Source organism: Nocardioides yefusunii (genome assembly GCF_004014875.1).
GTDB classification, from domain to species: domain Bacteria; phylum Actinomycetota; class Actinomycetes; order Propionibacteriales; family Nocardioidaceae; genus Nocardioides; species Nocardioides yefusunii.
On the sequence record NZ_CP034929.1, the window covers coordinates 2658323 to 2677434 of the forward strand.

General features: G+C 67.8%; 21 protein-coding genes. 7 read left to right on the plus strand and 14 right to left on the minus strand.

Going from position 1 to position 19112, the window contains the following annotated elements; all coding sequences use genetic code 11:
- Positions 1-94 precede the first annotated feature (94 nt).
- Both EOV43_RS12075 and EOV43_RS12080 read left to right on the plus strand, forming a co-directional pair.
- On the plus strand, positions 95-1429 hold the full coding sequence (locus EOV43_RS12075; protein ID WP_128221510.1) for a citrate synthase: 1335 nt from the start codon (positions 95-97) through the stop codon (positions 1427-1429).
- A gap of 178 nt (positions 1430-1607) precedes the next feature.
- Entirely contained in the window at positions 1608-3188 is a 1581-nt protein-coding gene (locus EOV43_RS12080) for a S1C family serine protease (protein ID WP_128221511.1), read from the plus strand.
- A 145-nt stretch (positions 3189-3333) separates the two neighbouring features.
- Here the strand turns inward: EOV43_RS12080 and EOV43_RS12085 are convergent, their stop codons facing one another.
- Positions 3334-3966: a TetR/AcrR family transcriptional regulator gene (locus tag EOV43_RS12085; RefSeq protein ID WP_239022112.1), complete on the minus strand. Its 633-nt coding sequence runs from the start codon at positions 3964-3966 to the stop codon at positions 3334-3336.
- A 74-nt stretch (positions 3967-4040) separates the two neighbouring features.
- On the opposite strand from EOV43_RS12085, the gene EOV43_RS12090 reads away from it, so the two are divergent.
- The 4 genes from EOV43_RS12090 to EOV43_RS12105 all read left to right on the plus strand — a co-directional run bounded on the left by EOV43_RS12090 (position 4041) and on the right by EOV43_RS12105 (position 8542).
- On the plus strand, positions 4041-4793 hold the full coding sequence (locus EOV43_RS12090) for an SDR family oxidoreductase (RefSeq protein WP_128221512.1): 753 nt from the start codon (positions 4041-4043) through the stop codon (positions 4791-4793).
- A 10-nt stretch (positions 4794-4803) separates the two neighbouring features.
- Positions 4804-5916 carry a phosphotransferase family protein gene (locus EOV43_RS12095; protein WP_128221513.1) on the plus strand — a complete coding sequence of 371 codons (1113 nt, stop codon included), beginning with the start codon at positions 4804-4806 and terminating at the stop codon, positions 5914-5916.
- Positions 5916-7157 (plus strand): acyl-CoA dehydrogenase family protein, encoded by a 1242-nt coding sequence (locus EOV43_RS12100; protein ID WP_128221514.1) that lies wholly within the window; start codon positions 5916-5918, stop codon positions 7155-7157. The genes EOV43_RS12095 and EOV43_RS12100 overlap by 1 nt, the downstream gene beginning before the upstream one ends.
- 74 nt (positions 7158-7231) lie before the next feature.
- Positions 7232-8542 carry a cytochrome P450 gene (locus EOV43_RS12105; protein WP_128221515.1) on the plus strand — a complete coding sequence of 437 codons (1311 nt, stop codon included), beginning with the start codon at positions 7232-7234 and terminating at the stop codon, positions 8540-8542.
- 31 nt (positions 8543-8573) lie between these two features.
- On the opposite strand, the gene EOV43_RS12110 is transcribed toward EOV43_RS12105, so the two are convergent.
- The 3 genes from EOV43_RS12110 to truA are packed head-to-tail and all read right to left on the minus strand — an operon-like array spanning position 8574 to position 11529.
- The gene (locus EOV43_RS12110; protein ID WP_128221516.1) at positions 8574-10004 is read right to left on the minus strand and encodes an FAD-dependent oxidoreductase; all 1431 of its coding nucleotides are present in this window, start codon (positions 10002-10004) and stop codon (positions 8574-8576) included.
- Positions 10005-10008: 4 nt separating this feature from the next.
- Positions 10009-10644, minus strand: coding sequence for a class I SAM-dependent methyltransferase (locus tag EOV43_RS12115; RefSeq protein ID WP_164878672.1), 636 nt, complete (start codon positions 10642-10644; stop codon positions 10009-10011).
- Between the two features lie 33 nt (positions 10645-10677).
- Positions 10678-11529, minus strand: a complete 852-nt coding sequence (gene truA / locus EOV43_RS12120) for a tRNA pseudouridine(38-40) synthase TruA (protein WP_128221517.1) — start codon at positions 11527-11529, stop codon at positions 10678-10680.
- Between the two features lie 101 nt (positions 11530-11630).
- Between truA and EOV43_RS12125 the strand changes: the two genes are divergently transcribed.
- Positions 11631-12194 carry a TIGR03086 family metal-binding protein gene (locus tag EOV43_RS12125; protein WP_164878671.1) on the plus strand — a complete coding sequence of 188 codons (564 nt, stop codon included), beginning with the start codon at positions 11631-11633 and terminating at the stop codon, positions 12192-12194.
- 100 nt (positions 12195-12294) lie between these two features.
- On the opposite strand, the gene rplQ is transcribed toward EOV43_RS12125, so the two are convergent.
- From rplQ to secY, 10 genes are all read right to left on the minus strand, one after another.
- Positions 12295-12780 carry a 50S ribosomal protein L17 gene (rplQ, locus tag EOV43_RS12130; protein WP_128221518.1) on the minus strand — a complete coding sequence of 162 codons (486 nt, stop codon included), beginning with the start codon at positions 12778-12780 and terminating at the stop codon, positions 12295-12297.
- 182 nt (positions 12781-12962) lie between these two features.
- A complete protein-coding gene (locus tag EOV43_RS12135) occupies positions 12963-13979 on the minus strand; it encodes a DNA-directed RNA polymerase subunit alpha (RefSeq protein WP_128221519.1) in 1017 nt (338 codons plus the stop codon).
- Between the two features lie 119 nt (positions 13980-14098).
- Entirely contained in the window at positions 14099-14707 is a 609-nt protein-coding gene (gene rpsD, locus EOV43_RS12140; RefSeq protein WP_128221520.1) for a 30S ribosomal protein S4, read from the minus strand.
- Between the two features lie 50 nt (positions 14708-14757).
- Positions 14758-15153: a 30S ribosomal protein S11 gene (gene rpsK / locus EOV43_RS12145; protein ID WP_128221521.1), complete on the minus strand. Its 396-nt coding sequence runs from the start codon at positions 15151-15153 to the stop codon at positions 14758-14760.
- Between the two features lie 67 nt (positions 15154-15220).
- Entirely contained in the window at positions 15221-15592 is a 372-nt protein-coding gene (gene rpsM, locus EOV43_RS12150) for a 30S ribosomal protein S13 (RefSeq protein WP_128221522.1), read from the minus strand.
- A 182-nt stretch (positions 15593-15774) separates the two neighbouring features.
- On the minus strand, positions 15775-15888 hold the full coding sequence (gene rpmJ / locus EOV43_RS12155) for a 50S ribosomal protein L36 (RefSeq protein WP_004008316.1): 114 nt from the start codon (positions 15886-15888) through the stop codon (positions 15775-15777).
- 29 nt (positions 15889-15917) lie between these two features.
- A complete protein-coding gene (infA, locus tag EOV43_RS12160) occupies positions 15918-16139 on the minus strand; it encodes a translation initiation factor IF-1 (protein ID WP_026145687.1) in 222 nt (73 codons plus the stop codon).
- Positions 16140-16396: 257 nt separating this feature from the next.
- Positions 16397-17221, minus strand: coding sequence for a type I methionyl aminopeptidase (map, locus tag EOV43_RS12165; protein WP_128221523.1), 825 nt, complete (start codon positions 17219-17221; stop codon positions 16397-16399).
- A gap of 7 nt (positions 17222-17228) precedes the next feature.
- Complete coding sequence (locus EOV43_RS12170; protein WP_128221524.1) at positions 17229-17801, minus strand: adenylate kinase; 573 nt, start codon at positions 17799-17801, stop codon at positions 17229-17231.
- Position 17802: 1 nt separating this feature from the next.
- Positions 17803-19104, minus strand: a complete 1302-nt coding sequence (gene secY, locus EOV43_RS12175) for a preprotein translocase subunit SecY (RefSeq protein ID WP_128221525.1) — start codon at positions 19102-19104, stop codon at positions 17803-17805.
- Positions 19105-19112 lie beyond the last annotated feature (8 nt).

The window sequence follows — 19112 nt, forward strand, 5'->3', positions numbered from 1 at the left end:
CCACTGGAATGACCCCGACTTATGTGGTTCGGGACGGGACGACTAGGTTGGGCCAGTACCCGAAGACGTGAACAACCCGCGCTAAGGAGCCGACGTGACGAACGTTCCGGCCACCGAAGCCTCGGCCACCGCCGACGCTTCCAGCCAGTCCCTCACCGTACGCGACAACCGCACCGGTGCCGAGTACGAACTCCAGATCACCGACGGCACCATCCGCGCCGGCGAACTGGGTCAGATTCGTGTTGACGCCGATGAGCCCGGCCTGGCGGTCTACGACCCCGGCTTCACCAACACTGCATCGTGCCGCAGTGCCATCACCTACATCGATGGCGACAAGGGCATCCTCGAGTACCGGGGTTACCCGATCGAGCAGCTCGCTGAGAAGTCCAACTTCCTCGAGGTCGCCTACCTGCTCATCAACGGCGAACTGCCGACGAAGGAGCAGTACGAGGAGTGGGTGCACGAGATCACCTACCACACCTTCGTCCACGAGAACGTCAAGGAGTTCGTCCAGGGCTTCCGTTACGACGCGCACCCCATGGGCATGCTCATGGCGTCCGTCGGCGCTCTCTCGACGTTCTACCCGGAGGCGACCAACATCGCCGACGAGCAGAACCGTCACCTGCAGATCGTGCGCATGATCGCCAAGATGCCGACTCTCGGTGCTTGGGCCTTCCGCCACGCTCAGGGCAAGCCGTTCGTCTACCCCGACAACGACCTGAACTACACCGAGAACTTCCTCTCGATGCTGTTCAAGATGTCGGAGTCGAAGTTCGCTGCTGACCCGCGTCTGGCCAAGGCCCTCGACGTCCTGCTGATCCTGCACGCCGACCACGAGCAGAACTGCTCGACCAACGCGGTCCGCTCCGTCGGTTCCTCGCAGGTCGACCCGTACTCCGCCGTCTCCGCCGGTATCGGCGCCCTCTACGGCCCGCTGCACGGTGGCGCCAACGAGGCCGTTCTCCGCATGCTCAAGCGCATCGGCACCAAGGAGAACATTCCCGCCTTCATCGAGGGCGTGAAGAACGGCGAAGAGCGCCTGATGGGCTTCGGCCACCGGGTCTACAAGAACTACGACCCGCGCGCCAAGCTGATCAAGAAGGCCTGCGACGACGTCTTCGAGGTCACGGGTGTCAACCCGCTCCTCGAGATCGCCCAGGAGCTCGAGAAGATCGCGCTGTCCGACGAGTACTTCGTCAAGCGTCGTCTGTACCCGAACGTGGACTTCTACTCGGGTCTCATCTACGAGGCCCTGCAGTTCCCGCCGGAGATGTTCACCGTTCTGTTCGCGATCGGCCGTGCCCCGGGCTGGCTGGCGCAGTGGAACGAGCTCGTCACCGACAAGGAGCAGAAGATCGCTCGCCCGAAGCAGATCTACACCGGCGACCGCGGCCTGGACTTCGTCCCCGCCTCGGAGCGCTGGGCCTGATCGGCTCCCGGCTCGGTCGGAACGCCCGCCACGACTTCACGTCGCGGCGGGCGTTCCGCATTTCCGGCCCGCACCCACGCCTCGCCCACACCGCGCGCACATGCCCGGGGCGTGACTCTTCTGAATCGCCCAGCGCGTTCTCAGGCAGTTCCCAGCCTCGGGAGGCAGAGTAGGTGTCATGAACGAGCAGCCCCCGTACGACCCGACGCAGGACCGGCCCACTCCCCCGCCGAACTACTTCGGCGACGAGGGCCAGGCCTCCCCCCAGCAGAACCGGCACGGCGTCGAGGAGACCCGACCGATCGCCGCGCAGCCGGCCACCACGGCCCAGGCACCCCGCGTGATCCCGCCGGCCGCTGCCGCCGCCGCGCTCGCCGAAGCACAGGTCGCCCAGGCCCACGCCGCTCCGGCCCCTCAACGCCCCCAGCCCGTGACGCAGCCCGTGACGCAGTCGGTCGAGCACACCGCCGTCCTGGGGACCTCCTGGGACCCGTACAGCCAGGGTGAGGCGGCCCGTGCCGCAGCCGAGGCCACCGCGAAGGCCCCGAAGAAGCGCCGCGGTGCCGCAGCCGGTATCGCGCTGGGCTCCCTCGTCCTCGGTGCCGTCGCCGGTTTCGGTGGCGCAGCGCTCTACGACGCCATCGACGACGACGCGTCCTCCACCTCCGGAATCACCTCGTCCTCGGCCAACGTCATCGACCAGGGCCGTTCCGACGCCGGCACCGGCACCGTCGAGTCCGTTGCCGCGAAGGTTCTGCCTTCCGTCGTGCAGATCGAGGTCGCGGGTTCGAGCGGCTCGGGCACCGGCTCCGGCATCGTGCTCTCCGAGGACGGGCGGATCCTGACCAACAACCACGTCGTCGACGGCATGGGCGCCGACGCCACCGTCCGGGTCGCGTTCAACGACGGCACCCGCGCGAAGGCGAAGATCCTCGGCACCGACCCGCTCACCGACACCGCCGTGATCCAGGCAGAGGGCGTCTCCGGACTCACCCCGGCCACCATCGGCAAGTCCTCCAACCTGCAGGTCGGTCAGCAGGTCGTCGCGATCGGCGCCCCGTACGGTCTCACCTCGACGGTGACCTCGGGCATCGTGAGCGCCCTGGACCGCCCGGTCAACGTCGGTTCGGCGGACTCCGCGGGCAACTCCACCACCTACCCCGCGATCCAGACCGACGCCGCGATCAACCCCGGCAACTCCGGTGGTCCGCTGGTCGACATGACCGGGTCGGTGGTCGGCATCAACTCCTCGATCCGTACCGCCGGGTCCGGAGCCACCGACAGCTCCTCGGCCGGATCGATCGGCCTGGGCTTCTCGATCCCGATGGACCCGATGATGGCGATCATCGACCAGATGTCGAAGGGCGAGACCCCCACCCACGCACGTCTGGGCATCACGGTCACCAACCCCGACAGCGCCTCGGCCGAGATCGGCGCACTCGTCGACAAGGTCACCGAGGACTCCGCCGCGGCCAAGGGTGGCCTGAAGGCGAAGGACGTCATCACGAAGGTCGACGACAACGTCATCGACTCCTCCGACGACCTCGTCGCGACCGTGCGCACCTACCGCCCCGGCGACAAGGTCACCGTCACCTACCTGCGTGACGGCAAGGAGGCCACCGCGTCGGTGACCCTGGCCAGCGACGAAGGCCAGGTCGCCTCGACCCCGCAGGACGAGTCCGACGACCAGGGTGCGGAGCAGAACGGCCCGCAGCAGTTGCCGAACGGCGGCTGGGGCTCCTTCCCCTGGAGCCGCTGACCAGGTAAACCAGATCTCGGCCCGCCACGGGTCGTACGAGCCGACGACGCTGGCGCCACACCACCGATCGGCTCTCCTCAGCAGTCACGTGTCGAGGAGCGAGGGGCCGCCCACCGCAGCATGCGGTGGGCGGCCCCTCGTCATGTCAGCGGGTGGGAACGCCCACCATCCGGAGCACCAGTGCACGGTGGTGCTCCGCGAGGTCACGGGGAGTCCATCCGGCATCGGTCTCGAACCACCGGGCCACGTCGATCCCCAGCGACAGGATCGCGGCCGCGGTCATCGCGACCGATCCGACGGTGAAGGCACCGGCGTCGACGCCGCTCTGCACCAGGGCGCGCACCTGGGCGTCCATCGAGCGCCGCATCGAACGTACTTCACGCAGGTGCTCGGGCGAGAGCGAGGTGAGCTCGTAGTTCACGACGCGGGCCACGGTGTGGTTGACGGCGTGGTGTTCGACGAAGTCCACGACGAGGCGCTCCAGCGCAGCCACCGGGTCATCCGTCGAGGCGATCGCCCCCTCCACGATCGCCAGGGTCTGGGCGTGTCCGGTGGAGGAGATCAGGTGCAGCACCTCCTCCTTGGAGCGGTGGTGGACGTACAGCGCGGCCGGACTCATGCCAGCCCGCGAGGCGATGTCGCGGGTGGTCGTGCCGTGGAACCCCTTGGCCGCGAACGCTTCCACGGCAGCGTGGTAGAGGCGCGCCCGGGCGCCGCTCAGCTCCAGACCGTACGGGGCCGTCGTGGTGCTCTCGGAACCGTTGACGTCGACGTTCACGAGTGGGAATGTAGCCCCTGAGCGAGCGCTTAGTCACGGGCGGGTCCACCTGCCCACCACCCTGGGGAGGGAACGTGCGAGGACTGGACGGCAAGGTCGCCGTGGTCACCGGAGCGAGTCGCGGAATCGGCCTCGGCATCGCCGAACGCCTGGTCGCCGAGGGCGTGAAGGTCGTGATCACGGCCCGGAAGGCGGACGCCCTCGCCGAGGCCGTCGCGCATCTCGGCGGACCCGAGGTGGCCTTGGGCGTGGCCGGCAACGCCGCGGACGCCGCACACCGTGACGAGGTGGTGCAGCGGGCGCTGGAGACCTTCGGACGCCTCGACCTCCTGGTCAACAACACCGGCATCAACCCCGCCTACGGCCCGTTGGTCGATCTCGACCTCGACGCGGCCCGCAAGATCCTCGAGACCAACGCCGTCACCGGTCTGGCCTGGGTCCAGGCCACCCACCGGGCGTGGATGGCCGAGCACGGCGGTGCGGTCGTCAACGTCTCCTCCGTGGCGGGCCTCAAGCCGGCGCACGGGATCGCGTTCTACGGCGCCAGCAAGGCGACCGTCATCAGCCTCACCGAGTCGTTGGCCGTCGAACTCGGGCCCGTGGTCCGGGTCAACGGTGTCGCACCCGCGGTGGTGAAGACCCGCTTCGCCGCAGCACTGTACGAAGGCAAGGAGGCCGAGGTGGCCGACACCTACCCCATGAAGCGGTTGGGCACGCCGGAGGACATCGCCGCCGCCGTCGCGTTCCTGCTCTCCGACGACGCCGGATGGATCACCGGCCAGACCGTCACCGTCGACGGTGGGCTCACGCTCACCGGTGGCGTGTGAGGAGGACCTGATGACCACCCCACCCCCGCCCGCCGACGCATCGGCCGGCACTGACGTCCCCGGACTGGACCTCGCCGCGTTCGGTGCCTGGTTCGCCACGCACGGCGACACCGAGGTCGACCACGACGACACCACCGTCTGGTCGGCCCAGCTGATCACCGGCGGCAAGTCCAACCTCACCTACACCGTCTCCGACGGCACCCACGAGTGGATCCTGCGGCGTCCCCCGCTCGGCCACGTCCAGGCCACCGCCCACGACATGGCGCGTGAGTACCGGGTGATGAGCGCCCTGGCCCCCACCGCAGTACCGGTCCCAGGCACCGTCGGGCTCTGCACCGACCCGACGGTGATGGGCGCCAATTTCTACGTCATGGAGAAGGTCGAGGGCGTCCCCTACCGCAGCGTCGACGAACTGGTGCGCTTCTCCCCCGAGACCACCGCCCGGCTGGGCGACACCATGGTGCGGGTCCTCGCCGACCTGCACGGCGTCGATCCCGCCTCTGTCGCCCTGAGCGACTTCGGGCGGCCCGCAGGCTTCCTCACCCGACAGGTGAAGCGGTGGGGCCGGCAGTTGGAGGGGTCACGCACCCGCGACCTCCCCGACGCCGACGCGCTGCTGCTGCACCTGCTCGACCACGTCCCCGCCGGCGACGCCGACCGTGACGCGCGCAGTGCCTCGATCGTCCACGGCGACTACCGCCTCGACAATCTCCTCGCCGTGCCCACCGACGACGAGCCGGTCAAGGCCGTCGTCGACTGGGAGATGTCGACGTTGGGCGACCCGCTCACCGACCTCGCGCTGCTGCTCGTCTACGACCGGGTGGCGCACATGGTGCCTGCTCTCGGGATCAGTGACGTCGCCGACGCCCCCGGCTACCCCTCGGGAGCCGAGATCGTCGAGAAGTACGCACAGCTGCGCGGACTCGACTCCGACGCGATCGCGCACTCCATGCAGTTCCACCTGGGCCTGGCCCACTTCAAGCTCGCCGTGATCCTCGAGGGGATCAACCGCCGCTACCTCGACGGCCAGACCGTCGGCGACGGCTTCGCCACCATCGGCACCGCCGTCGAGCCGCTGCTGGCCGCCGGACTGGCCGCCGCCCGAGGAGAGGAGACCCTCTGATGCAGTTCGGTTTCGACGACCGCACCCAGGCCCTGGTCGCGGAGATGCGCGACTTCTTCGACACCCACGTCCTGGCGTCGGAGAAGGTCTTCGGTGAGCAGCTCGACGCACTCGATGACCGCTTCGCGTTCACCCGGACCCAGGTGGTGCGCGACCTCCAGGCCGAGGCCCGTGCGCGGGGGCTGTGGAACCTCTTCCTCCCCGCCGGCAGCGACCCCGACGGTCTGGGTGCCGGCCTGACCAACCTGCAGTACGCCCCGCTGGCGGAGATCTCGGGGGCCAGCCCCAACCTCGGGCCGGTCGCGATGAACTGCGCGGCGCCCGACACCGGCAACATGGAGGTGCTGCACCTCTTCGGCACGCCGGAGCAGAAGGAGCGCTGGCTGACGCCGCTGCTGGCCGGCGAGATCCGTTCGGCGTTCGCGATGACCGAACCCGACGTCGCCTCCTCCGACGCCACCAACGTCCAACTCTCGATCACCCGCGACGGCGACGAGTACGTGATCAACGGCCGCAAGTGGTGGATCACCGGAGCGATGAACCCCGACTGCACCGTGTTCATCGTGATGGGGAAGACCGATCCCGACGCGGCCCGGCACCGCCAGCAGTCGATGGTGCTGGTCCCCCGCGACACCCCCGGTCTCACGGTGCTGCGGCCGATGGAGGTCTTCGGTTGGGACGACCACGAGCACGGTGGTCACGCCGAACTCGTCTTCACCGACGTCCGGGTCCCGGCCTCCCACCTGATCGGTGAGGAGGGCGGCGGGTTCGCGATCGCCCAGGCCCGGTTGGGGCCGGGGCGTATCCACCACTGCATGCGCACCATCGGGATCGCCGAACGTGCCCTGTCGCTGATGTGTGCCCGGGTCGACGAACGGGTCGCGTTCGGACGTCCGATCTCCGAGCAGGGGGTCGTGCGGGACTGGATCGCCACCGCTCGGATCGAGATCGAGCAGCTGCGTCTGCTCACCTTGAAGACAGCATGGTTGATGGACACCGTCGGCACCCGAGGCGCACACACCGAGATCCAGGCGATCAAGATCGCTGTGCCACGCACGGTCCAGAAGATCCTGGACAACGCGATCCAGGCCCACGGCGCCGGGGGCGTCAGCCAGGACTTCCCGCTCTCGATGATGCACGCCGGGGTTCGTACGTTGCGTCTCGCGGACGGCCCCGACGAGGTCCACGTGAACTCGTTGGCGAAGGCAGAACTGAAGCGGCAGGCCGCTGCTCGGGGGTGAGAAAGAGTCGTCTCGCAGACCGAAACCTGCCGACTCCTCCCACATCACCGCCCAGAAGAGCGTTGGATGTACCCATGAAGCGTCAGTCATGGGGGCCCTCCGTTCGTCGCGTGGTGCTCCGCACCGCTGCCGGCATCGCGTCTAAGTTGTCACGTGGCGGCGGCGGCATCGACCTCTCGGCGATCAAGCGATTCCCCGAGCACACGCACTTCGTCCTGCAGCGCAACGCCGTGGACCCGGTGCCGCGGCTCGCCGAGGTGCGTGCCGCCGAGCCGGTGCACAAGGTCGCCAGCATCCTCGGGATGGACGTCTGGCTCGTCACCGGTGACGACGCCGCCCGCGAGACGCTGGTCAACTCCGACGACCTGCGCAACGACCTGCGTGACCTGCTCGGCAAGCGCACGCGGAGTGCGGCCGAGCAGGTCGGCGGTCTGGGCATGACCGACGCCCCTGACCACACCCGCCTGCGCAAAATGCTGACCCCAGAGTTCACCAAGCGTCGTCTGGCACGCCTGGAGCCCGCGATCAACGAGGTCGTCAAGCGTTCCCTCGACGACATGGCGGCGGCCGGACCGGTCGTCGACCTGGTCGACATGTTCGGTTTCCAGATCCCCTACCAGGTGATCTGCGACCTCCTGGGCCTGCCTGAGGTGGACCGCGACGCGTTCCGGGCCCTGGGCGCCGCGCGCTTCGACCTCTCCCAGGGCGGCGTCGGCAGCTTCGACGCGGCCAAGAGCACCCGTGAGTTCCTGATCGACCTGTGCGAGCGTCAGAAGACCGAGCGCACCATCCACCCCGACGGTCTTCTCGCCGGAATCATCGACTCCTACGGCGGGGACTTCGACGCGGTGGAGGTCGGCGGTCTCGCCGACGGCGTCTTCATCGGCGGGTACGAGACCTCGGCCTCGATGCTGTCACTGGGCACCTACGTCCTGCTCCAGAACCCGGAGTACTACTCCCTGCTCCGCACCGGTTCGGAGGAGGAGGTCGCGGCCGTCGTCGAGGAACTCCTCCGTTATGTGTGCCCGGTGCAGGTGGCATTCCCCCGCTTCGCTCGCCGAGACTTCACTCTCGCCGGGGTGCGGATCCGTCAGGGTGACGTGGTGCTGACCAGTCTGGCCGGTTCCAACCGTGACGACACCGCGCACGCTGCCGGGGACTCCTTCGACCCGACCCTGCCGAGCGCCGGGCATCTTGCCTTCGGCCACGGTCTGCACCGCTGCGTCGGCGCCGAGTTGGCGCGGATGGAGCTGCGTCAGGCGCTGCGTGCGCTCGCGACGCAGTTCCCCGATCTCTCGCTCGCGGTCTCCCCCGACGAGCTCGTCTTCTCCCCGCTCTCCGCGGTCTACTCGGTGGAGGCCCTGCCGGTGCGCCTGCAGGCCTGATCCCACGTCGGGCGCAGCACGCAGAGTCGTCTCAGAGACGTTCGGCGAGGCGGCGAGCGGCGATCTGCACGATCTCCCACGCCGTCGCCACCGGCGGGGCGTAGGCGAGGTCCATCCAGGCGAGGTCGTCGACGGTGCCACCGAAGTGGAGCACCGCAGCAGCGGTGTCGATCCGCTTCCCAGCTCCCTGCCCACCGACGATCTCGACCGACAGCAGACGACGGGTGGTCCGGTCGGCACCGACCCGGACCGCGATCGGTCGGGCCTCGGGCATGTACCCGGTGGCAGTGGTGCCTTCGGTGGTGAGGAAGACGGCGTCCCACGCCAGGTCAGCGGCAGCGTCGCTCAGTTGGGCGTCAAGGATGCCGGTCCGGGCGATCTCGACGTGGACGTCGCCGTGGGCGAAGCGGGTGATGGAGGTGCCCAGCGCTCCGGGGAACCGGGCGACGGGCTCGAGACCAGCGATGCTGCGGACGATGTTCTCCCCCGCCTGGCGTCCGGCCTTGTTGGCGTGGGTGCCGAGCGGAGCGAAGGTGCGGTGGCCGCTCTCGGCGATCACCTCGCAGCAGTCGCCGGCCGACCACGCGATGCCCGACTGGTCCGCGGCGTCGATCCGGCCGAACGCGTCGGGGTGCAGGGCCCGTCGTCGTCCGTGCAGCAACGTCTCGTCGTCGATGAATCCCGTGGCGGGAACGACGCCGATCGCGAGGACGACGTGGTCGGCAGCGACCGTGGCGTCGTCGAGCACGACGCCCGTGACGCGCCCGTCCTCGTGCGCCAGTCCCCGCACCTCGGAGTGCTCACGCAGGTCGACGCCGGCGGCGCGCAGTGCGGCGGCGACACGGGCGGTGGTCTCGGCGGAGAACGAGCTCAGGACGCGGGAACGGGTCAGCATCGTGACCTGCAGGCCCCGCCGGAGCGCGGCCTCAGCCATCTCGACACCGATGTACCCACCGCCGGCGACGACGGCCCGTTGACCGGGTTCGAGCGCGGCCGCCCAGGCAGCGGCGTCGTCGAGGGTCTTGGCGTGGCGGACCCCGTCGAGCAGGTGCCCGTCGTGCAGTGCCCATGCCGGCGTCACCGGTGCAGCACCGGTGGCGACCATGACGTGGTCGAAGGCGAGGGTGCCGCGCGTCCCGTCGAGCGACTCGGTCTCCACCGTGTGGGAGGCGAGGTCGAGGCGGGTGACCCGGACTCCGGTCCGCAGGTCGATCCCTGCGGCACGGTGCTGCTCGGCGGTGCGTGCGACCAGCCGGGTCACCTCACCGACCTCGCCAGAGGCGACGTAGGGGATGCCGCAGGCAGAGTAGGAAGTGTGGGCAGACGCCTCCAGGGCGACCACCTCGAGCTCGACGCCCAGGGTGCGTGCGGTGCGCAGCGCCTGGTGGGCTGCGGACATGCCGGCGGCGTCCGCCCCGATCACCAGCAGGCGGGCAGGAGCGCCCTGAGGAGTCGAGTTCATCGAGTCAGTTCGCCAGGTCGGAGGCGCGACGCGTCTCGAAGACACGGAAGCGCTTCTCGCTGGCCAGACGCTCAGTGGGCCAGCCCTGCTCGGTGAGCCAGCGCTGCAGCGAGTCGCCGCCGAGCTGCTTGCCCACGACGGAGATCATCCGGCCGCCGGGCGCCAGACGCGGCAGCCAGGTCAGGAGCAGTTCGTGCAAGGCCTCCTTGCCGATCCGGATCGGCGGGTTGGTCCAGATCTCGTCGAAGACGTAGTCGGTGGGGATGTTCTCGGGCGTCGCGGCCGCGAAGGTGCCCTCGACGCCGTTGAGCTTGGCGTTCTCGTTGGCCAGCAGCACTGCACGCTCGTTGACGTCGACGCCCATGACGCGGGCGATCGGGACAGCCTTGGCGATCGCGATGCCGATCGGACCGTAGCCGCAGCCCAGGTCGAGGAACTGGCCCATCGCGGGCGGCTCCATCGCGTCGAGCATGATCGCGGTGGCGTGGTCGAGGTGGCCACGGCTGAAGACGCCCGACCCGGAGTTGAAGGTCAGCTCGTGGCCCCACACCTGGGTGGTGAACGGGTAACGCTCGAACGGCACGTTCGGGTCGGTGATGAAGTAGTGGTCCTGGGTCAGGGCGACCTTGTCGTCACTCATCGTTCTCTCTCCTTGGGCTGCGTCAGATGTGGTTCAGGGGCAGGCGTGGGCCTGCGGCGGGAGCACCCGCTTGGCACGCGACCGTTCGGCCTGCGCGATGAGTTCGGCCCCCTCGGGGTAGCCGACCTCCTCGAGCGTCAGACCGTGGGCGGCCACCACGACGATGCTGGGGTCACGCACGCGACCGGTCATCACCTGGGCGGCCCACTCCGACGGCCGGCGTCCGTCGCCGACCGCCAGCATGCAGCCCACCAGGGAGCGCACCATGTTGTGGCAGAACGCGTCGGCGACGACGGTGGCCTCCAGAAGGCCGTCCGGCGTCCGGGTCCAGCGCAGTTCCTTGAGGGTGCGCACGGTCGTGGCGCCCTCGCGCTTCTTGCAGAACGCCGCGAAGTCGTTCAGGCCGACGAGGTGTGCGGCCGCCGCGTTCATGGCGTCGACGTCGAGGGGGTGACGCCATGCCAGGACGTGCCTGCGGGTCAGGGGGTCCACCAACTCAGGCCGGTCGACGACTCGGTAGGTGTAGCGACGCCAGATCGCGGAGAAACGGGCGTCGAACCCCTCGGGCGCCTCGGCGATCTCCTTGATCCGGAGATCGGCGGGCAGGATCCCGTTGAGGCGACGACGCAGTGCCACGAGCGGCGGGTCGGTGGAACGTCCTGTCGATCCCTCGATCGTCGCGCGGTCGACGTCCAGGTGGACCACCTGGCCGCGTCCGTGGACGCCGGTGTCAGTCCGGCCCGCCACCACGACGCGGACGCTGTCCAGGCGTAGAGCGGTCGCGAGAGAGGTTTCCAGGGTTCCCTGCACCGTCCTCAGGTTCGGCTGGGTGGCCCAGCCGAAGAAGTCGGTGCCGTCGTAGGCGAGGTCGATCCGGATGCGCACGCGTCCATGATCTCATTCCTGCCCTGTCGGAACGCACTCCACGACCCCGGCTCCGGGCCTCGCGGGTGGGAAGATGGCTGGAGTCGTCCAGAGGAGTAGAAGTGCAGTCCCCTTCCCTTGCCCAGCAGCACCACACGTTCGCCGCCGAGTTCATCCGCGTGGCCGGTGGGGTCAGCGACCTCACGGCCGCCACGCCGGTGCCCGAGTGGGACGTCCGGGGTCTTCTCGAGCACATGATCTGGTTCCACGACTTCGTCCACGGCGGTTCTCCGTTCGGGTGGACCCGCCGTGTGGATCCTGCCGTCGACCCGGTCGGGGCGTTCGTGGAGCAGACCGCTGCGGTGCAGAACATCCTCGACGACCCCGCCCAGGCCGAGTCGCCGTTCTTCCACCCGATGGCTTCGGGCCAGTCGCTCGGTGAGGCCACTGCCCGCTTCTACGTCTCCGACGTCGTCATGCACACCTGGGACCTGGCACGCGCCACCGCCCAGGAGGTCACGTTCGACGAGCCCTACGTGGCGGGGCTGTCCGCCGGCATGCAGGCGCAGGAGGCGACGCTGCGCGCCTCGGGTCAGTTCGGGGCGGCACAGCCGGTCTCCGACGACGCCGACCCGCTGACCCGCTTGATGGCCTTCCTGGGCCGCGACCCCCACTTCGGTCGCTGAGGTCGGTCGCTGAGCCGCGCCGCTCGCGACCTCCGGGTACGACGAAGGCCCGCCGCCCCTCACGGGGTGGCGGGCCTTCGCACGAGACGAGTCAGAAGACTCAGGCCTCGGTGGTCTCCTCGGCGGCAGCCTCGGCCGGAGCCTCAGCGGTCTCCTCGGCGACGACCTCGGCGGGAGCCTCGACCTTGGGCTCCTCGACCTTCTTGGCCTTGGGGGCCTTCGGGGCGTAGGCCTCGGTCACGAGCTCGATGACAGCCATCGGCGCGTTGTCACCCTTACGGGGACCGATCTTGGTGATGCGGGTGTAGCCACCCGGGCGCTCGGAGAAGGTCGGCGCGATCTCGGTGAAGAGAACGTGGACGACGCCCTTGTCGCGGATGGTCTTGAGGACCTCGCGGCGGTTGTGCAGGTCACCCTTCTTGGCCTTGGTGACGAGCTTCTCCGCGAACGGACGAAGGACGCGAGCCTTGGCCTCGGTGGTGGTGATGCGACCGTGCTCGAACAGCTGGGTGGCCAGGTTCGCGAGGATCAGACGCTGGTGGGCTGCGGAACCGCCGAGGCGGTAGCCCTTCTTGGGGGTAGGCATTGCTGCTACTCCTTCTTCTCCCGGGCCGTACGAGGTACCCAGGTAGACGGACCCTGCCACGTTTTGCCGCAGGGCTGGCGGTCGATGACCGCCGAACCGGTGCGGACCCAACCCCATGCAGGGGCTGGGTCCTCACCAGGTGGATCAGTGCTGCTGTCCGCTCAGGTGAGCGGACGGGATGCTCAGTACTGCTCGTCCTCGACGTACGACGCGTCGTCGTCGTCGGAGTAGGCAGCGAGAGCGGCGTGCGGGTCGAAGCCGGGGGCGGAGTCCTTGAGGGACAGACCCATCTCGACCAGCTTGGCCTTGACCTCGTCGATCGACTTCGCACCGAAGTTGCGGATGTCGAGCAGGTCCTGCTCCGAGCGACCGATGAGCTCACCCACGGTGTGGATGCCCTCGCGCTTGAGGCAGTTGTAGGAACGAACCGTCAGCTGCAGGTCCTCGACCGGAAGGGCGAGGTCCGCGGCGAGCTGCTCGTCGACCGGCGACGGGCCGATGTCGATGCCCTCGGCCTCGACGTTCAGCTCACGGGCCAGACCGAAGAGCTCGACGAGCGTCTTGCCGGCCGAGGCGATCGCGTCGCGAGGACGGATCGACGGCTTGGTCTCGACGTCGATGACGAGCTTGTCGAAGTCGGTGCGCTGCTCGACTCGGGTGGCCTCGACCTTGTAGGTCACCTTCAGCACGGGGCTGTAGATGGAGTCGACCGGGATGCGGCCGATCTCGTTGTCGGCACCCTTGTTCTGCGAAGCGGAGACGTAGCCGCGGCCACGCTCGACCACGAGCTCCATCTCGAGCTTGCCGTTGTCGCCGAGGGTGGCGATCTTCAGCTCGGGGTTGTGCACCTCGACACCGGCCGGCGGGGTGATGTCCGCGGCAGTGACGTCGCCAGCACCCGACTTGCGCAGGTACATGGTGACGGGCTCGTCGTGCTCCGAGGAGACGACCAGGCCCTTGAGGTTGAGGATGATCTCAGTGACGTCCTCGGTGACGCCCTCAACGGTGGAGAACTCGTGGAGGACGGAGTCGATCTTGATGCTGGTGACCGATGCTCCCGGGATGGAGGAGAGCAGGGTGCGACGCAGCGAGTTGCCGAGCGTGTAACCGAAGCCGGGCTCCAGCGGCTCGATCACGAACCGCGAGCGGAACTCGTCAACAGTCTCTTCCGACAGGGTCGGGCGCTGAGCGATAAGCACTGATGTTTTCCTTTCCGGATCCACCCACCATTTGACGGATCCGAACTGCAGTGGCGAGGAGGTCTTGCAGGGGTGCGAACCGGTGGCCGCCCACATGGGGCGACCACCGGTTCAACAGGTCACTTCTTCGAGTAGAACTCGACGATGAGCTGCTCCTGGACGGGCAGGTCGATCTGCTCGCGGGTCGGGAGCTTGTGCACCAGGATGCGCATGCGGGTCGGCAGGGCCTCGAGCCAAGCCGGGACGACGCGCTCGCCGTGGGTCTCGCGAGCCACGATGAAGGGGGTCATCTCCAGCGACTTCTCGCGGACGTCGATGACGTCGTACTGCGAGACCTGGAACGACGGGATGTTGACCTTCTTGCCGTTCACCAGGAAGTGGCCGTGAACGACCAGCTGGCGAGCGTGGCGGCGGGTGCGGGCGAAGCCGGCACGGTAGACCACGTTGTCGAGACGCGACTCGAGCAGGACGAGAAGGTTGTCACCAGTCTTGCCCGCGCGACGCGAGGCTTCCTGGTAGTAGTTGTAGAACTGCTTCTCCATGATGCCGTAGGAGAAACGGGCCTTCTGCTTCTCGCGGAGCTGGAGGAGGTACTCCGACTCCTTGATGCGGCCCTTGCCGTGCTGGCCGGGCGGGTACGGGCGACGCTCGAACGAAGCGTCACCGCCGACGAGGTCGACGCCGAGACGACGCGACTTTCGGGTAATGGGTCCGGTGTAACGGGCCATGGTTCAAAGTCTCCTTGAAGTCCAGTGTGTGATCCGACGCGAGGTCAGGATCAGACGCGGCGACGCTTGGGCGGGCGGCAACCGTTGTGCGGGGCGGGCGTGACGTCCTGGATGGTGCCGACCTCAAGGCCGATGGCACCAAGCGAACGGATCGCGGTCTCGCGGCCCGAACCCGGACCCTTGACGAAGACGTCGATCTTCTTCATGCCGTGCTCCATCGCACGACGACCAGCGGCCTCGGCGGCCATCTGGGCGGCGAACGGAGTGGACTTGCGGGAACCCTTGAAACCGACGGTGCCGGCAGAGGCCCACGAGATCACCGCACCGGTCGGGTCGGTGATCGTGACGATGGTGTTGTTGAACGTGCTCTTGATGTGGGCTTCGCCCTGAGCGATGTTCTTCTTCTCCTTGCGACGGATCTTCGTCGCACGGCTCTTGGGAGGCATTCAGATACTCCTGAGGTTCTGGTCTAAAAGCTGGTGAAAAAGGTTCACTGCACCCGAAGGGCAGTGATCACTTCTTCTTCTTGCCGGCGACGGTGCGCTTCGGACCCTTGCGGGTACGAGCGTTGGTCTTGGTGCGCTGACCGCGGACCGGGAGGCCCATGCGGTGGCGACGACCCTGGTAGCTGCCGATCTCGATCTTGCGGCGGATGTCCGCCTGGACCTCGCGACGGAGGTCACCCTCGATCTTGAAGTTGGCGTCAATCTCGTCGCGGAGCTTGACCAGGTCCTCGTCGGAGACGGTGTGAACGCGAGCGTTACCGTCGACGCCGGTGGCCTCGAGGAGCTGCTTGGCACGGGTGCGACCGATGCCGTAGATGTAGGTGAGTGCGATCTCCAGGCGCTTTTCGCGCGGAAGGTCAACACCAGCAAGGCGAGCCATGATGGCCGTCCTTTCGGTTCTCGCAACGGTGTCTGTCACGCCGCATCCCGACCACCAGGACAGGTCCTCGTGAGGGCTCCGGCCGTTGCACCGGAGGTGATTCACCCGTGGCGGACCACGAGCTAGCGAACGCGATTTTCAAAGGTGTTGCAGTGCGAGCGGGTGGCAGTGCCACCCGTTCATCAGCCCTGGCGCTGCTTGTGGCGCGGGTTCTCGCAGATGACCATGACGCGGCCGTGACGACGAATGACCTTGCACTTGTCGCAGATCGGCTTGACGCTCGGGTTGACCTTCACAGGGAGGGCCTTTCTGGATCGTTCGGCTGTTACTTGTAGCGGTAGACGATCCGACCTCGAGTGAGGTCGTACGGCGAGAGCTCAACGACAACGCGGTCCTCGGGGAGGATACGGATGTAGTGCTGGCGCATCTTGCCGCTGATGTGGGCGAGCACCTTGTGGCCATTGCTCAGCTCGACGCGGAACATGGCGTTAGGCAGGGCCTCCGTGATGGTGCCCTCGAGCTCGATCACGCCTTCTTTCTTGGGCATGTACTCCACAATCTGTTGATCTGATGTCTACCGTGACCCGGGAACCGCCCGGTCGGGTGACCGGTGGACCTCGTGGGCGGTTCGGGCGCTCCCCTACCACTTCTCCCGGAGGAGAAACGAGCAGCCGTTGGGCGCGTCGAACGTGCCCACGTTGGGCCGATTAGCCATCCTAGCCGCAGATTGCAAACAAAATCGAATCGCCGGCCAACCCGAAGGATGGCCGGCGAGACGACGGTGATCTGTGGTCGTGCTCCTGCTCAGTGACCGCCGAAGGGGACACCGAGCTCTGCGAGCTTGGCCTCTCCCCCGTCGAGGGCGGTGGTGACCCAGGCGCCGTGCTCGGTCAGGGCGAACGTGTTCTCGAAGTGGGCGGCCCACTTGCCGTCCGACATCGAGACCGTCCAGTCGTCGTCCTCGACGTAGGTGTCCTGGTCGCCGAGGGCGATCATCGGCTCCACCGCAAGGGCGATGCCGCGGACCAACTTCGGGCCACGACCCGGCTTGCCGTAGTTGGGCACGTCGGGCGACATGTGCATCTCGGTGCCGATGCCGTGACCGGTGTAGTCCTCCAGGATCCCGAAGGATCCCTGGGAACGGACGTAGGTCTCGACGGCGTGAGAGATGTCGGTGACCCGACCGCCGATGCGAGCCGCGGCGATGCCGCGCCACATCGACTCCTCACAGACGTCCAGCAAGTGCTGGACCTCCGCGGGGATCGCACCGACCGCGACGGTGATGGCAGCGTCGCCGTGCCAACCGTCGACGATCGCACCGCAGTCGATGGAGATCACGTCACCCTCGGCGAGCACACGCTCACCGGGGATGCCGTGGACGACCTGGTCGTTGACCGAGGCGCAGATGCTCGCCGGGAACGGCGGGACGCCGTAGCCCTTGAAGGACGGGACGCCGCCCTTGGAGCGGATGGAGTCCTCCGCGATCGCGTCGAGCTCACCCGTGGTGATGCCCGGACGCACAGCGGCGCGGAGCACCTCCAGCGTCTCGCCGACGACGAGGCCGGCGCGACGCATCACAGCGATCTGCTCGGGGGTCTTGATCTGGACCCGGCGGTCGAGGAAGCCCATCAGATGATCAGCCCTTCAGACCTTCGATGGCCGCGAAGACACGCTGGGTGACCTCGTCGACCTCGCCCATGCCGTCGACCTCGACGAGTGCGCCGCGCTCGCGGTAGGTGTCGATGAGCGGAGCGGTCTGCTCGCCGTACACCTCCTGACGGCGACGGATGACGTCCTCGGTGTCGTCGGCGCGGTTCTCGATCGTGGCGCGCTTGAGGAGACGCTGGACGATCGCCTCGGAGTCCACGGTCAGGACGACGGCGCCGTCCAGCTCGAGACCGGCGTCGGCCAGCATCGAGTCCAGCTCGGCCACCTGGGCGACCGTGCGGGGGTAACCGTCGAGCAGGAAGCCACCCTTGGCGTCGTCCTCGGCGATGCGGTTGCGCACCATCGAGTTGGTCACCGAGTCAGGCACGTACTCGCCGGCGTCCATGTAGCGCTTCGCCTCGACACCGAGGGGGGTGCCGGCGGAGACGTTGGCGCGGAAGATGTCGCCGGTGGAGATGGCGGGGATGCCGAACTCCTGGGCGATGAACGTGGCCTGCGTGCCCTTGCCCGCGCCGGGCGGGCCCATGATGATGAGGCGCATTTTAGCTGAGGAACCCTTCGTAGTTGCGCTGCTGGAGCTGGCTCTCGATCTGCTTCACCGTGTCGAGCGCGACACCCACCATGATCAGGATGGAGGTGCCACCGAACGGGAAGTTCTGGTCCGCACCGACGGCGGAGATGGCGACGAGGGGGATCAAGGCGATGAGACCGAGGTAGAGGGCGCCCGGGAAGGTGATCCTGGACAGAACGTAGGACAGGTAGTCCTGGGTCGGCTTTCCTGCCCGGATCCCGGGAATGAAGCCGCCGTACTTCTTCATGTTGTCCGCGACCTCTTCAGGGTTGAAGGTGATCGAGACGTAGAAATACGTGAAGAAGAGGATGAGGAGGAAGAACACTGCCATGTAGAGCGGGTCGGCACCGGTCTGGAAGTGCTTCTGGACGAAGTCCGCGACCGGACCGCTCTGGTCGCCGAAGCCGACCGCCATCATCGGCAGGTACAGCAGCGACGAGGCGAAGATGACCGGGATGATGCCGGACTGGTTCACCTTGAGCGGGATGTAGGTCGAGGAGCCACCGAACATCTTGCGGCCCACCATGCGTCGGGCGTACTGCACCGGGATGCGGCGCTGGGCCTGCTCGATGAAGATGACGCCGGCCATGATCGCGAGACCGATCAGGATGACGAGGCCGAAGGGCACCCAGTTGCCGTCGCCGTTGGCCTTCTTGACGCCCCACAGGGACGACGGGAAGGTCGCGACGACCTGGGCGAAGATGAGCAGCGACATGCCGTTGCCGACGCCGCGGTCGGTGATCAGCTCGCCGAGCCACATGATGACGGCCGTACCTGCGGTCATGGTCATGACGATCATCAGGAACGTCGCGGTGCTGTCGCTGTGCAGCAGGGGCAGCTCGCACCCCTGCAGCAGGGCTCCGGAGCGCGCCAGTGCCACGATGCCGGTTCCCTGGAGGACCGCGAGGCCCAGCGTCAGGTAGCGCGTGTACTGGGTGATCTTGGCCTGGCCGGCCTGGCCCTCCTTCTTGAGCGCCTCGAGTCGCGGGATCACCACGACGAGGAGCTGCAGGATGATGGAGGCCGTGATGTACGGCATGATGCCCAGCGCGAAGATCGTGAGCTGGAGCAGCGCGCCGCCCGAGAAGAGGTTGATCATCCCGTAGATGCCACCGTCGTCAAGCTGGTTGAGGCACGAACGCACGTTCGAGACGTGAACGCCCGGTGCCGGTACCTGGGAGCCGAAACGGAAGATCGTGATGATCAGCAGCACGAACAACAGCTTGCGCCGCAGGTCGGGCGTGCGGAATGCATTGGCGAAGGCGCCGAGCACGTTGTACC